Below are 15394 nucleotides of genomic sequence, written 5' to 3'. Positions count from 1 at the left end.
TTAACATAAAATCGAGAATAATTATCTATAATTATGAAATATACAACGTTTTCCCAAAAAAATAACAATCAACTTAATGAACCAATGTTTTTAGGTCAGCCAGTAAATATTTCACGTTTTGACCAGCAAAAATACAACATTTTTGAAAAATTGATTGAAAAACAATTATCTTTTTTTTGGAGACCTGAAGAAATAGATATCTCCCGTGATAGAATTGATTTCCAAAAGTTACCAGAACATGAAAAACACATTTTTATCAGTAATTTGAAGTACCAAACTCTTCTAGATTCTATTCAAGGACGTAGTCCGAATATTGCATTATTACCGCTTATATCTATTCCCGAATTAGAAACATGGATAGAAACATGGTCTTTCTCAGAAAGTATTCATTCTCGCTCTTATACATATATTATACGTAATATTATGATTGATCCTTCAATTGTTTTTAATAATATTATAACTAATAAGAACATCATAAAACGTGCTAAAGATATATCCTTTTACTATAATAATTTAATTGAATTAACGTACTATTATCATTTATTTGGTGAAGGTAAACAAAAAATTAATGAACATATTGTAACAATTAATTTACAGGAATTAAAAAAAAAGCTTTATTTATGCTTAATTAGTATTAATGCATTAGAAGCTATTCGTTTTTATGTAAGCTTTGCTTGTGCTTTTGCATTTGCTGAACGAAAAATTATGGAAGGAAATGCTAAGATAATAAAATTAATAGCTCGCGATGAGGCTCTTCACCTAACCGGAACACAACATATAATTAATTTATTACGTTCTGGCAAAGATGATCCGGAAATGATGAAAATTGCATTGGAATGTGAACAAGAAAGCTATGGTATATTTTTGACAACAGCACAACAGGAAAAAGATTGGGCTAATTATTTGTTTCAAGACGGATCAATGATTGGTTTAAACAAAGCGATCTTACATCAATATATTGAATATATAACAAATGCACGAATGAAAGCTCTTAGATTTAAAATACCATTTTCTATTAAATCTAATCCTATACCATGGATTGATGCTTGGTTAACATCAGATAACGTACAAACTGCTCCTCAGGAAGCTGAAATCAGTTCTTATTTAGTTGGACAAATAGACGCAATAGTGAATGATGATGACCTTAAAGATTATCAATTATAAAGAAAAAATAAAAATTAGAATCAAATCAACACTTTATAAAAACATCATATTCCTCCCTAATTATGGGCGTAGTTCGCAAAAAAGATACTCTTTGTTAGAGCTATTAGAAAAAAACAAGATAAAAATCCATTATCAATGTAGATCAGGTTATTGTGGTGTATGTAAAATTTTGTTGTTAAAAGGGTGTGTCAACTATCAAAAAGAACCATTAGCTTGCATATATAATAATGAAATTTTACCCTGCTGCTGTATACCAACAGAAGATCTTGAATTAGAATTATAATTAAACAAATTAATAATGCTAGTAATAATTATATAATATTTGCACAAAATTAATTAAAGGTTTGGGATAAATACCCAAAAACGCTAATAAAATAAAAGAAATTATAATTATTAAACCTGAAGGAGTAATTCCCCAATAAAAAGGGACATTACAAAGCAATTTTGAAGAAGAAAAAGAGTACAAATTGATAATAATTCGTAAATAATAAAAAAAACTAATTATACTGGATGTTATAAATACCCCAATAAACCACCACAATTGACTAGTAATCCCTAAAACAATTAGATAAAACTTACTAATAAAACCCAAAGTAATTGGAAAACCAGACAAGTTTAATAGCAATACTGTAAAAACAAAAGATAAAAAAGGATTATTCAAGAACAATCCACGATATAAAAATAACGAATCATTACTTTTACCATTCATGCCAGGAGATACTAAACTCAATATACTAAATACTCCTACAGTACCTAATAAATAACTAATCAAAGATATACCAATAGTTTCTAAAGAAAATTCACTATTTTGTCCAGTTAATAAACCCAGCAAAATAGAGCTCAGATGCGCAATGGAGGAATACCCTAAAATTTTTCTAATACAGTTTTGTCTAGTAGCTGATATGCTACCAACTAGCATAGAAATACAAAAAATAAAAATTAAAACTAAATTAATTTTTTCATCATAAAAAAGAAACGATGGAAAAAATATTCTCATCATTACTGCAAAAACGGAAATTTTACTAACAGTTGCTAAAAAAAGACTTACCGGAATCGAAGTACCTTGGTATACATCAGGAGTCCATGAATGAAAAGGTACTAAAGATAATTTAAAACCAAAACTAGTTATCATAAACCCTAACCCTAACATAAATAATTCTGGAAATATAACACTATTCTCATTTATACAATTCTTTATATCTACAATAGATAATTTACCAAAACAAACATACATCAATGCTATACCAAACAACAAAAATGATGAAGATACAGTAGACAGCAACGTGTATTTAATACTTACCCCTAAAAAAGAAATATTATCTCTATAAGTATACCCTATTAAACCATATAAAGGTATTGACATTAATTCAATACCAAGAAAAATCATAACTAAATGATTAGCACAAGATAATAAAATGCCTCCCATAACTGATATCAAAACTAATAAGTAAAATTCCTCACGATTACCAGAATAAGTATTTAAACATGCAGGGTATGCTAAAATAACACTTGATAAACCTGCAAGTAAAATTAATATGGAATAAAATATAGACGAAGAGTCAACTATTAATAATTCTGTAACAACTTGTGTACCATTTTGATACACAAAATACAAAGAAAACAAAGATAATAACAATCCAACTACTACTGTAGTTGAAATTATAAAATGATTTCGAATAAATATAATACATAATAGAACAAATAATATAGATGCACCTATTATTAATAAAGGTAGTAATGCAAATATCTGCTGAAAAGTAATTAACATAGTATGTTAGCAAATTTTATCACATAAATTCTTAAATATTAATATGATTGCATAATTAACAAATTACAAATACCACTCATAACTAGACTTGAACTGTCTGAAATAAGTTTAGGATAACAACCAATCAACAACAGTGAAAATGCTAATGTAATAATAATAAATTTCTCTCGTAAAGTCATGCGATTATTAGATTCCATAACAACTAAAAAAGTCTGTTCACCGAAATAAATTCGTTGTATCAATATAATTGAATACACAGAAGAAAAAACAAAACTAAAAGATAATATTACGGCAACAATTGGTTCTACTTGAAAACAACCAAAAAGTACACTAATCTCTCCTGCAAAATTACCGGTACCTGGTAATCCAAGCATTGCGATCGAAAAAAATAAAGACAAAGCAGGAATCAAATCTAATTTATTCCATAAACCACCCATAATACTCATATTTCTAGTACAAAGACGCTCATATAATTGACCGCAAATAATAAACATTCCTGCGGAAGAAATACTATAAGAAATTATTTGTAATACAATACCCTGATATGCTAAATGACTAGCACTATAAATAGCTATCAATAAAAAACCCATATGAGAAATATTAACATATGCAATAAATTTTTTTATATCTGTTTGTAAAAAACTTGTCCAAGCTCCATAAAAAATATTAAATATACCAAAACACATAGCAATGAACGAAAATTGTTTTGAAGCGTGAGGAAATAAAGTAATGTTAAAACGTAATAAACCATAAATTGATGTTTTTAATAAAATTCCTGCTAAATCAACAGATCCAGCCGTCGGAGATTGAACGTGTACATCAGGCAACCAACCATGTAATGGAACTATAGGCATTTTTATAGCAAATGCAAGGAAAAAACCCAACATCAATAAGAATTCTATCTTTTCCGACATAGGCGTACATAATAAATCAGAGTAACTGAAAGTCCAAATATTATTTACATTATGATACGTTATAGCTAAACCCAAGATAGACACCAACATAAGAAATCCACTAATTTGAGAATATATAAAAAACTTGGTGGCAGCTCTAATTGAAGATTGAACGTTGGAGCCTTTAAATCCCCATAAAGATATTAAAAAATACATAGGAACCGAAACAATTTCCCAGAAAAAAAAGAAAAGAAATAGGTCCACTGCAATAAATAAACCAACGCTACCGCCTAAAATAAATAAAACATTTAAATAAAACAACCCTTGTTTACTATGAATTTCTTTCCAAGAACAAAGAATAGAAAAAAATCCGAGAAATGTAGCTAATAATATCATTAAAAATGACAAGCCATCTAATGCTAAATGAATACTAATTCCAAAACGTTCAATCCAAGAATAATAAAATTCAATTTGCCATTGCGGTAAATCAACACTTGCTACAAACGAAGCAAATTGTAGCTTTTTATATATAAACAAAACCAATATGAAAAAAATTCCAATTCCAATTACAGCCAACCAACGTGGAATCCATTCAGCAATCCGTTCACCTTGCCAACATAACAAACCAGTAATAAAAGGAAGTAAAACACACCAAAATAAAATCATAATTTTAATAAAACTAAAACATCCAAAGTTAAAACATTAATAAATAAAATTAAAAATCAAAAAAACAACACTAAATAATTATAATGTCAATATCTTTACAAACTATAAAAATAAAAGACTTAACACCACAACTAACAATCCTAAACTAATCAATAATAAATACCATCTTAAATTACCATTATCATTCAAAACCAATAAAAAACCAAGCAATCGCACTAATCTCCATAAATAATTAAAAACGAAATTCAATGGATCATAAACTAAAAATTTAGCAATAAACAAGTATGGTTTAACAAAAACCTGATTATATATCCAATTTAATCCATCAAAATAATACAATATTTTAAAAAACAACCATTCTACTGTAACATTATATTTGAAATATAATAAACGACTTGGTAATAACCATAAAACACCTGCTAAAAATATACCAAATACTATAATACTAGAAGAAACAAGCTTAAGAATTAAATTACTATTACCAACATCAGAACAAGAAACTGACAATGTATAATGATCTAAAGGCAAATTGATACAAGATCCTATTGAAGTAGATAAAATTAATAACAAAATTAAGGGTAAATTATGTTTAATATCGAAATAATCGGTATATATTTCAATTTTTTTCTCACTATGAAACATAATAAAAATCATACGAAAAGTATAAATAGATGTTAATAAAGAACCTATCAATCCTATAACAGTAAAAATACCATAATTACCGTACATATATGCAACACTATGTAATATAGCTTCTTTAGAATAAAAACCAGAAGTAATTAATGGAAATGAAGATAAAGATAAACCACCTATTAAAAAACAAACATAAATCAATGGCATAGATCTATATGATACCCTCATCTTAAAAATATCCCGTTCATTATGACAAGCTAAAATAATAGAACCAGACGCAAGAAATAATAATGCTTTAAAAAAAGAATGAGTCATTAAATGATAAATAGATGCATACCAATCCTGAACCCCAATAGATAAAAACATATAACCAACTTGACTCATAGTAGAATACGCTAAAATTTTTTTCAGATCACTTTGAACTAATGCGCAAATACTAGACATAATCAAAGTAATCGAACCAATAATAGCAACTAAATCTAACATCTTAGGAAATACCAAAAACAAACACTGAACACGAGTAATAAGATATACTCCAGAAGTAACCATAGTAGCAGCATGAATCAATGCAGACACAGGAGCAGGCGCTACCATTGCATCTGTTAGCCATATTTGCAAGGGAAATTGTGCTGATTTGCCCACAGATCCACCTATTAACATTAAAATAGCCAAACAACTCAAAGTAGAAGATTCGACAACATTCTGAGAGGATAACACAGTTAAGTTATGAAAGTTTAACGTACCAAATTGATCGTATAAAAGAAATAAACCACACATTAAAAAAACATCACTTATACGAGTAATAACAAAAGTCTTTAATGCTGCTAATCCATTTTTTGAATTATTATAATAAAAACCAATTAATAAATAACTGCATAACCCTACACCTTCCCAGCCGAAATACATTAATAATAAATTATCAGCAAGCACCAAAATAAGCATATTAGCTACGAATAAATTCATATATGCAAAAAAACGAGAATACCCCATATCATTTCGCATGCACCAAGAAGAGTATAGATGAACACAAAAGCTAATACTTGTGACTATATCCAACATGACTAGAGACAACCCATCTATCATAAATGATATAGGAATGTGAAAAGTATTTATTGATATCCATATCCATAAAGATTTAACGTAACCGCTTGTATTAACATAATCATTAATAAAATAATCAAACGTAACATAAATACTAATTAGTAAAGATAAACCTATACTACCAACTCCTATTAATGTAGAAAATTCCTTTCTCCATACCCCACGAGAAAAAGACAATAAAAAAAATCCTAATAGAGGAAATAATATAGTTAAATAAACTAAATTCATCCACGTATCTCACTAATTTTATCTATATCTAAAACTTGATAGCTACGATACAACCGTAATAAAAAAGTTAAACAAACACTTGCTTTGGACGCTGCTAGGGTAATTATCAAAATATACATAACTTGCCCTTCCGCTTGTTTGAAATATTCACCAATTACTACAAATGCTAATGCTGTAGCATTCAACATAATCTCTAACCCTAACAAAATAAAAAACAAATTGCGCCTCACCATCACGCCTATTAATCCTAACATAAACAAAATACTTACTAGAACAAGTGCATGAAATAATGGAATCATTTTTTTCCTTTATTTAAATAATCAGAATCATCTTAAATGTCTTATTTTCTATCATGTCCAAAATGTAATACTATCAATAATCCTCCTAGTAATAACATAGATACAACCTCAACAACTAAAAGATATGGGCCAAATAAAAGTAACCCTACCTTTTTCGCGTCAACTAAATAAGCGGTAACAATACTACAATCTTTAACGCAAGAAAAATTAACAGATAATATTGTTAATAATGAAATAAAAAATAAAAAAGCACTTAAATAAATTACAAAATCTAAAAAATTAAATGTAAATTTAATTTTTAGCGTATCGGCGTTTAACAACATAATTACAAATACAAAAAGAACCATAATAGCACCAGCATAAATTATTACTTCTAATGCACCAGCAAAATAAGCTCCTAAAGAGAAAAAACTGCAAGAAATAAATAATAATGAAACAACCAAATACAATAAAGCATACAATGGACGAGTATGAGTAATTGTTCGTAATGTCGCAATAACGGCAACAACACTAGATAAATAAAATAATATCTCCAATTTACAATCTCCTAAACCTAAGGTAATAAATTTTTAACATCAATGCTTGGCTCTCTACCATTCAATTTATCTACCGAATCATCTTCAATTAATACACCAGCTACACGATAAAAATCATATGCAGGATATTTACCAGAACCTGAAATTAAAAGATCTGTCTTTTCATATATTAAATCTTTTCTCCTAAATTCACTCATTTCAAAATCTGGAATCAACTGAATAGCCATAGTAGGACATGCTTCTTCACACATACCGCAAAAAATACAACGTGAAAAATTAATGCGAAAAAATTCAGGATACCAACGACCTTGCTTAGTTTCTGATTTTTTTAATGCAATACAATCTACTGGACAAGCAACTGCACACAAATTACAGGCAACACAACGTTCATTTCCATCAGAATCACGAGTTAAAATTATGCGACCACGAAACCTAGGAGGTAAATACACGGGAACGTCAGGATACATTCTAGTTTCACGTTTATTAAATATATGCAGTCCAGTACGGATAATACTATATAAAATACTAAAAATTACTGCAAAAAATTTTTTAATTGAAGAATATTTTAACATTATACTTACCAAATATTACATTAATAATTTTTGCATAAAATAATAATCGCAGTGACTAATAAATTACACAACGTAAGAGGCAAACAAATTTTCCAAGCTATTTCCATTACTTGATCATAACGCGGACGAGGCAGCGATGCACGAATCAAAATAAATAACACCAAAAAACAAATAAGTTTTAACATAAACCAAACAAATGGTGGTAACCACAATGGACCAAGCCAACCACCAAAAAATAAAGTAACTATTAAAGCTGAAACACTGATTAATCCTAAATATTCACTCAAAAAAAATAAACCAAATTTCATACCAGAATACTCAATATGGTAACCACTTGCTAATTCTTGTTCCGACTCAGGTTGATCAAATGGATGACGATGACAAACAGCTATAGATGCTAAAAAAAAAGTAATGAATCCAAAAAACTGAGGTATTATATTCCACAAATTTATCTGATCATTAACTATAATAGATAAATTAAATGAACCAGATAAAGATACAACTCCCATTATAGATAATCCTAAAAAAATTTCATAACTAATAGTCTGAGCCGCAGCACGCACAGCTCCCATCAAAGAATACTTATTGTGACTGGACCAACCAGCTAATAAAACAGCATAAACTGTCAATCCAGACATCATTAAAAAAAAAAGTATACCAATATTTAAATCAGCAATAACCCAAGTAGAAGTAATTGGTATTATTACAATCATCATTAAAGAAAACATAAAAGCTAAAATTGGAGCTATAACAAAAATAAACCTATCCGCAAAGTGAGGTACCCAATCTTCCTTAAACATAATCTTAATTAAATCTGCTAATAACTGTAAAGAACCATTCCATCCTACTCTGTTGGGTCCATAACGATTTTGAAATAAACCAAGCAAACGACGCTCAAAAAAACTTAAATAAGCAGCAGCAATAAATACAGATATCAAAATAAATAAAGATCTTTTTATCAAAGAAAAATTTTCACAAAAATTTAAAAGTAAATGATTCATAACAAAACACCACGTAATTTTCTAGCACACATCCCCAATAACGATGTAAAAAAACCAGGAAAACCTAATGGCAAACCAATATATCCTTGATTCAGATAATTACTAAACTTTATAGGCAAACACCATTCCTGGTCAGCACAAATAAAAAATAAGAACATGTTACTGTTAACACCAATCAAATCTGCATCATCTTTATTTAGCATAACATAAGGTTCTAACATACGCTTTTGGATAAACACTGAACGTTGTGACATTTCTTCACTACCAAATAAATGCCAATAAGATACAATGCGCCAACAATTATCTTTTTGAACTGAAGAAGATTTCAATGGAATCAAATTAAACCAATCCAACGATTTATCATGACTTTTAAAAAGCCGTATTCCTGGATCTCCATAATGTAAATGACCACCCGAATAATTTTGAAATTTATTCCAAGCTTGAGGGGAATTCCAACCTGGAACCCAGGCAAAAGAAATATGTTGACGAGGCGCATAAGGAGCATTATTTCCTTCCATGGAAAAAACAAACATAGAATCAGGGTCACAAGGTACAGAAGGTTCTTGTACATTAACATTAGCATGTATTGCAGTACGTCCACTATAACGATGCGACAATCTAGACAATTTTTGGCCATGAACGCGAAATGATGCTGTAGGCGCTGTTTTTTTAATATCAATTAATCGAGGAATTTTTTTAACTATAACATCTATTATATCATCGAAATACAGACACTTAATATTACCATCTTTTAAATAAAGAGAATGTAATAAATTTAACCAACGCCAACTTTCCAAAATCACTAAGTCTTTATCATAAAAATCTGGTTTATAACATTTAAAAAATCTCTGCGCACGACCTTCTTGACTAATTAACGTACCATCACTTTCAGCAAAAGTCAAAGAAGGTAAAACTAAATCAGCCTTATCTTGGAAGTGATAATACTGATGATCTAATACAATAAATGTTTTAATCTGATCTAAAATACTATCAACTAATACTGTAGAATAACGGCGACAAAGATTATTTTCTAATAAAATAACGCAATCAGTTAAACCATATCTTATAGTATCAAAAGCATCGTCTAAACTATTACCCTCAAGCATAGCTAACCCAATACTGTTAGCATCAGAAACAACATAAGTAATACCGACACTCTTATTGAGCTTTTTTAAAGCTTTAGCAATATTAGCTGAAGCAGCAATTAAAGATTCACTACCAGAACTAGTACCACTAATAATAAGCGGCTTGCTAGATTTTAATAATCCTTGAACCACCATATTGAATTTCTCTTGATAAATAAAATCCAAATTATTCACTTTAGGAGCAGAGCTATCTAATGCGTGAGCAATAGCAAAACCAAATCTTACCTGCTCATTAACTGAATCATAATAAGTACATGCAGCAATATCATCTAATTTTGTAGAATCAATATTAGTAATGAATAATGGATACTTAATGTTATATCTAAAATTTTTAATTGCTGAAACCTGCCACTCTAATATTTTGTGCGTCGCTGCAATTTTTTTAGCTTTATTTTTTACAGCTTGACGTATAGATAAAGCAATGCGCGCGGCAGTCTGAGTAATATCTTCTCCCAAAATTAAAATGGCATCATAATCTTCTATTTCTCGCAAAGACGGGGTATATAAACCACTATTACCTAAAATATCCAATATTAACTTTAACATCTTATGTTCATTACTACACATGTCAGTATAAAAATTTTTTTGACCAACTAATTCTCTTAAAGCAAAATTACTTTCAACACTAGCACGAGAAGAACCAATACCAATGATCTTACGAGAATTATTCAAAAGATTCACAGCTGCTTGAATAGACTCTTCTATACTGGTCAAAAAAATCCGATTAACACCTTGTTTTTGTATAGGCCGTTTTAAACGATTTTTTAAATTAATATAATCACAACCAAATCTACCTCTATCACATAAAAAATAACCATTAACATCACCATTATAACGATTTTCTACGCGACATAATTCCCCATAACGTTCACCAATAACTATATTACAACCCACACTACATTGTTGACAGATGCTGGGAGAAAATTGAGTATCCCATTTACGAGCATAATGATGAGAATGAGTCTTATCAGTAAACACTCCTGTAGGACAAATTTCTACAAGATTACCAGAAAACTCACTGTCTAATGCACCATCTTGCACACGACCAAAATAAATATTGTCGTGTGCACCATATACACCTAAATCATCACCATCAGCATAATCCCTGTAATAACGTACACACCGATAACAAGAAATACAACGATTCATTTCATGCGAAATAAAAGGACCTAAATATTGATTACGATATGTACGTTTATTAAAACGATAACGACGAAAACTTTTTCCAACCATTACTGTCATATCTTGTAAATGACAATTACCACCTTCTTCACAAACTGGACAATCATGTGGATGATTAATCATAAGCAATTCAATGATATTTTGCCTAAACTTTTGCACTTCATCATCTATAAGTGAGATACGAATACCATGTGATACTGGAGTCATACAAGCCATTATTAATCTTTCTGAATTAACATCATTGTCTTGATATTGTTTAATAACACATTGACGACAAGCACCAATACTACCAAGAGCAGGATGCCAACAAAAATAAGGAAGATCAAAACCTAAGGATAGACAAGCTGCTAACAAATTAGTTGATGCATAAACTTCATAATTTTTCCCGTCTATAATAATAATTGCCATAATTTAAATAATTAAAATTTTTATAAATAAAATGCAAACAAAACAAAACAAAATCTAAAACACACGTACAAAACACACTCCAATTTGTAACATTATGAGCATTATTACGAATATACTTTCACAGTAAAGATTGTCGCCTGATTATACTATTTTAAATTACCAAATTTGACGCGTATTTACAATAAACTTATTTAAAACACCATCCTCAAATTCTTCCATAAAATACTTCAATGCACTTTGCAAAGGTTCCATTGCCCCTGGAGCATGAGCGCAAAAAGTCTTTCCAGGACCTAGTACATAACATAACTCCTCAAGAATTTTAATGTCCTCATAATATCCTGTTTTTTCTTCTAATGAAACTAATAGTTTAACTATCCAAGGTAAACCATCCCGACATGGAGTACAAAAACCACAAGATTCTCTAGAAAAAAACTCTTCTAAATTGCGCACTAAAGACACCATGTTAATCTTATTATCAACAGCCATAGCAATAGCAGTACCTATTCGACTACCTGCAATACTAACTTTTTCAAAATCCATACCAATATCTAAATGATCACTAGTAAAAAAAGCAGTACTCGCACCTCCAGGCTGCCAAGCTTTTAAAAATAATCCAGAACGCATACCCCCAGCATAATCTTCTAAAATTTCTCGAGCAGAAATACCAAAAGGTAATTCCCATATACCAGGATTATTGACTCGACCAGAAAATCCCATCAGTTTCGTACCAGTATCTTTACTGCTGCTCTTAGAAATACTTCTATACCAAGAAACACCATTTTCAATAATAGCTGGTATATTACATAAAGTTTCTACATTATTTACACAAGTAGGTCTCCCCCATAATCCAACATCGGCTGGAAAAGGAGGCTTTGCGCGTGGAATTGGTCTTTTGCCTTCTAAAGAATTAATTAATGCAGTTTCTTCTCCGCAAATATAACGTCCAGCACCAGTGTGTAAGTATAACTCAAAGTTAAAACCACTACCAAGTATATTAGTACCAATTAGCCCCGCTGCAGTAGCTTCTTGAATAGCACGTGATAAACAAGAAGCTGCATAAACATACTCATAACGTAAAAAAATATATCCACGATTAGCTTTCAACGTATAAGCCGCAATCAATATGCCTTCTATTAAAAGATGAGGTGATGTCTCCATCAATAATCTATCTTTATAAGTACCTGGTTCCATTTCATCTGCATTACATAATAAATAACGTATATTTTCTTGATCAGGCTGTGATGTTATCATACTCCATTTAGCACCAGTAGGAAAACCAGCACCACCACGTCCCCTTAAACCAGAATTTTGTACTAAACTGACAATCTCATGACATGACATAAACTTAAACGCTTTGCGTAAAGCAACATAACCATTTTTATTTTGATACTCTTTTAACCAAGTTGGTTTATGGTCATCACGAATACGCCAAGTCAAAGGATGTTTTTCAGGAGTACGTAAAAAAAAATCGCTCATTAATATTTCTCCAAAATACAATCTATATGTTCCGGTAGCAAACTTACATACATATCGTCATTCACCATTATTACAGGACCCTGATCACATTTTCCTAAACAACAAGTTGGAAGTAAAGTAAACTTTCCATTAACATCAGTTTGTCCTGGAATAATCATTAAAATTTTCTCTAAAGCAGCTTGTATTTTTTTATAACCATTAATATAACATACAACGCTATCACAAAAACGAATTATATTTTGACCTACTGGTTTACGGAAAATTTGACTATAAAATGTAGCTATTTCTTCTAATTCACAACTAGATATACCTAATGCAAATGCGATGTCTTCAAGGTTTTTATCTGAAATCCAACCTCTATTTTTCTGTACTATTTTTAATGCTTCTACAGCAATAGAACGAACATCTTCATAATGACATATTTCTCGTTGTATAGCATCTAATTCTTCTTGATTTAAAGAAGAAGCTTTATCATTAACTATAAAGTTAATCTTGTCTTGACGAACTTCCATAAATTATCGATCCACATCTGACATAACAAAATCAATACTACCTAAATATACAATCAAATCTGATATCAAATTGCCACGAATTACTGAAGGAATTTGTTGCAAATGAGGAAAACTAGGAGTTCTAATACGCGTTCTGTAACTCATATTACCACCATCGCTAATTAAATAATAACTATTAATACCTTTGGTAGCTTCGACCATTTGAAAAGATTCATTAGCTGGTATCACAATCCCCCAAGAAACTTGTAAAAAATGTGTCACAAGTGTTTCAATATGTTTAAGTACATAATCTTTATGTGGAGGCGTAGTGAATGGATGATCTGCTTTAAATGCTCCTGAAGGCATGTTTTCTAAACACTGCCAAAGAATACGCAAACTTTGATATATTTCTTCCATTTTTAACATTACACGAGTATAACAATCACTTACACCATTACCTAAAGGAACTTCAAAATCGAAATTACTATATCCAGAATAAGGACGATTTTTGCGAACATCAAAATTAATTCCAGTAGCACGCAGACCTGCCCCTGTTATTCCCCATTCAATTGCATCTTTTGCAAAATAACTACCTACTCCTTGGGAGCGACTTCGTAAAATATGATTTTTCAATGAAGCCTTCATATAGTAATCAAGTCTCTTCGGTAACCAATTAAGACATTCGCGTAATAAACCGTCCCAACCATTGGGTAAATCGTGAGCTACACCACCAATCCTAAACCAAGCAGGATGCATCCTAAAACCAGTAATGGCCTCAATAACATCATAAATTTTTTGACGATCAGTAAAAGCCAAAAATACTGGAGTCATACCGCCTATATCTTGTATGAAAGTGCTAATATATAAAAGATGACTATTAATGCGAAATAATTCTGACAACATCACCCTAATACAATTTACCCTATCTGGAACAACAATTCCCACCATCTTTTCTATGGCTAATATGTAAGGCATTTCATTAATACAACCACCAAGATATTCAATTCTATCAGTATAAGGAATGTAAGAATGCCAAGATTGACGTTCAGCCATTTTTTCAGCGCCACGATGATGATAACCAATATCAGGAACGCAATCTATAATCTCTTCTCCAATTAATTGTAATATAATACGAAATACTCCATGAACGGAAGGATGATTAGGACCCAAATTCAAAAACATAAAATTTTCTTTATTATTATTCCTTTTCATACCCCATTCTTTAGGATTAAAAACTAAAGATTTCATTTCTATGTCTTCTTTGTTTTTATCAAAAACAAAAGGAGGAAATTCAGTAGCTCTTGCAGGATAATCTTTACGTAAAGGATAACCTTGCCACGTATTTGGCATAAGAATACGAGTTAGATGAGGATGATCTTCAAAAAAGATCCCAAACATCTCCCAAGTTTCTCGTTCATACCAATTAGCATTACAAAATAAACGAGTAACAGTTGGCAGACATAATGAATTTTCCAATAATGGAACTTTAATTAAAATATCTTTATTACGATCAATAGATATAAGATGATAAAAAACAGTAAAATCAGACTTTGGCAAATATTTACGATGTATGCGTAATCTTTCGTCTATACCATGTAAGTCATACAACATGGTATATGGCTTTGATACTGTTTTTAAAAAATTTAAAATAGGAATAAGTTCTTTACGAGAAATCCATATCACCGTCAATTCTGTACATATAGACTGAAATACAAAATCAAATTCTACAAATATATCTTGGAGTTCATTAATTATTGAATCACTATAGCAGCGAGATTTAGAATCACTTAAACAATTAGTACTTTCAATACTACACATATATTAACTACCT

General features: G+C 30.1%; 12 protein-coding genes and 1 pseudogene. 2 read left to right on the top strand and 11 right to left on the bottom strand.

The window, feature by feature from the left end; genetic code table 11:
• Positions 1–33 precede the first annotated feature (33 nt).
• Positions 34–1164: a class Ia ribonucleoside-diphosphate reductase subunit beta gene (nrdB, locus tag GN160_RS03115; protein WP_192380283.1), complete on the top strand. Its 1131-nt coding sequence runs from the start codon at positions 34–36 to the stop codon at positions 1162–1164.
• A gap of 43 nt (positions 1165–1207) precedes the next feature.
• Positions 1208–1447, top strand: a complete 240-nt coding sequence (gene yfaE, locus GN160_RS03110) for a class I ribonucleotide reductase maintenance protein YfaE (protein ID WP_420021984.1) — start codon at positions 1208–1210, stop codon at positions 1445–1447.
• Between the two features lie 18 nt (positions 1448–1465).
• Here the strand turns inward: yfaE and GN160_RS03105 are convergent, their stop codons facing one another.
• The 11 genes and pseudogenes from GN160_RS03105 to nuoC form a co-directional block, all read right to left on the bottom strand.
• Complete coding sequence (locus GN160_RS03105) at positions 1466–2932, bottom strand: NADH-quinone oxidoreductase subunit N (RefSeq protein WP_192380281.1); 1467 nt, start codon at positions 2930–2932, stop codon at positions 1466–1468.
• A 38-nt stretch (positions 2933–2970) separates the two neighbouring features.
• On the bottom strand, positions 2971–4491 hold the full coding sequence (gene nuoM, locus GN160_RS03100; RefSeq protein ID WP_192380279.1) for an NADH-quinone oxidoreductase subunit M: 1521 nt from the start codon (positions 4489–4491) through the stop codon (positions 2971–2973).
• Positions 4492–4593: 102 nt separating this feature from the next.
• Positions 4594–6453, bottom strand: a complete 1860-nt coding sequence (nuoL, locus tag GN160_RS03095) for an NADH-quinone oxidoreductase subunit L (protein ID WP_192380277.1) — start codon at positions 6451–6453, stop codon at positions 4594–4596.
• Positions 6450–6752 carry an NADH-quinone oxidoreductase subunit NuoK gene (gene nuoK, locus GN160_RS03090; RefSeq protein WP_192380275.1) on the bottom strand — a complete coding sequence of 101 codons (303 nt, stop codon included), beginning with the start codon at positions 6750–6752 and terminating at the stop codon, positions 6450–6452. The genes nuoL and nuoK overlap by 4 nt, the downstream gene beginning before the upstream one ends.
• Before the next feature lie 41 nt (positions 6753–6793).
• Positions 6794–7288, bottom strand: coding sequence for an NADH-quinone oxidoreductase subunit J (nuoJ, locus tag GN160_RS03085; protein ID WP_192380273.1), 495 nt, complete (start codon positions 7286–7288; stop codon positions 6794–6796).
• 17 nt (positions 7289–7305) lie between these two features.
• Positions 7306–7860 carry an NADH-quinone oxidoreductase subunit NuoI gene (gene nuoI / locus GN160_RS03080; RefSeq protein WP_192380271.1) on the bottom strand — a complete coding sequence of 185 codons (555 nt, stop codon included), beginning with the start codon at positions 7858–7860 and terminating at the stop codon, positions 7306–7308.
• Positions 7861–7880: 20 nt separating this feature from the next.
• Positions 7881–8861, bottom strand: coding sequence for an NADH-quinone oxidoreductase subunit NuoH (gene nuoH / locus GN160_RS03075; protein ID WP_192380269.1), 981 nt, complete (start codon positions 8859–8861; stop codon positions 7881–7883).
• Entirely contained in the window at positions 8858–11596 is a 2739-nt protein-coding gene (gene nuoG / locus GN160_RS03070) for an NADH-quinone oxidoreductase subunit NuoG (protein ID WP_192380267.1), read from the bottom strand. Before nuoG ends, nuoH begins: the two co-directional genes overlap by 4 nt.
• A 156-nt stretch (positions 11597–11752) precedes the next feature.
• A complete protein-coding gene (gene nuoF, locus GN160_RS03065; protein WP_192380265.1) occupies positions 11753–13072 on the bottom strand; it encodes an NADH-quinone oxidoreductase subunit NuoF in 1320 nt (439 codons plus the stop codon).
• Positions 13072–13584, bottom strand: coding sequence for an NADH-quinone oxidoreductase subunit NuoE (nuoE, locus tag GN160_RS03060; RefSeq protein ID WP_192380263.1), 513 nt, complete (start codon positions 13582–13584; stop codon positions 13072–13074). The genes nuoF and nuoE overlap by 1 nt, the downstream gene beginning before the upstream one ends.
• Positions 13585–13602: 18 nt before the next feature.
• Positions 13603–15381: pseudogene (nuoC, locus tag GN160_RS03055) on the bottom strand (NADH-quinone oxidoreductase subunit C/D); the annotation flags it as partial.
• Positions 15382–15394: the final 13 nt, after the last annotated feature.

This window comes from Blochmannia endosymbiont of Colobopsis nipponica (genome assembly GCF_014857065.1).
In the GTDB taxonomy this organism is placed as follows: domain Bacteria; phylum Pseudomonadota; class Gammaproteobacteria; order Enterobacterales; family Enterobacteriaceae; genus Blochmanniella.
This window is presented reverse-complemented; position numbering and strand designations above follow the sequence as displayed.

Bases quoted from the DNA above. Each gene is read 5' to 3' on its own strand.
- nrdB (WP_192380283.1), top strand. From the start codon at position 34: ATGAAATATACAACGTTTTCCCAAAAAAATAACAATCAACTTAATGAA.
- GN160_RS03105 (WP_192380281.1), bottom strand. From the start codon at position 2,932: ATGTTAATTACTTTTCAGCAGATATTTGCATTACTACCTTTATTAATA.
- nuoM (WP_192380279.1), bottom strand. From the start codon at position 4,491: ATGATTTTATTTTGGTGTGTTTTACTTCCTTTTATTACTGGTTTGTTA.
- nuoL (WP_192380277.1), bottom strand. From the start codon at position 6,453: ATGAATTTAGTTTATTTAACTATATTATTTCCTCTATTAGGATTTTTT.
- nuoK (WP_192380275.1), bottom strand. From the start codon at position 6,752: ATGATTCCATTATTTCATGCACTTGTTCTAGTAAGTATTTTGTTTATG.
- nuoI (WP_192380271.1), bottom strand. From the start codon at position 7,860: ATGTTAAAATATTCTTCAATTAAAAAATTTTTTGCAGTAATTTTTAGT.
- nuoH (WP_192380269.1), bottom strand. From the start codon at position 8,861: ATGAATCATTTACTTTTAAATTTTTGTGAAAATTTTTCTTTGATAAAA.
- nuoG (WP_192380267.1), bottom strand. From the start codon at position 11,596: ATGGCAATTATTATTATAGACGGGAAAAATTATGAAGTTTATGCATCA.
- nuoF (WP_192380265.1), bottom strand. From the start codon at position 13,072: ATGAGCGATTTTTTTTTACGTACTCCTGAAAAACATCCTTTGACTTGG.
- nuoE (WP_192380263.1), bottom strand. From the start codon at position 13,584: ATGGAAGTTCGTCAAGACAAGATTAACTTTATAGTTAATGATAAAGCT.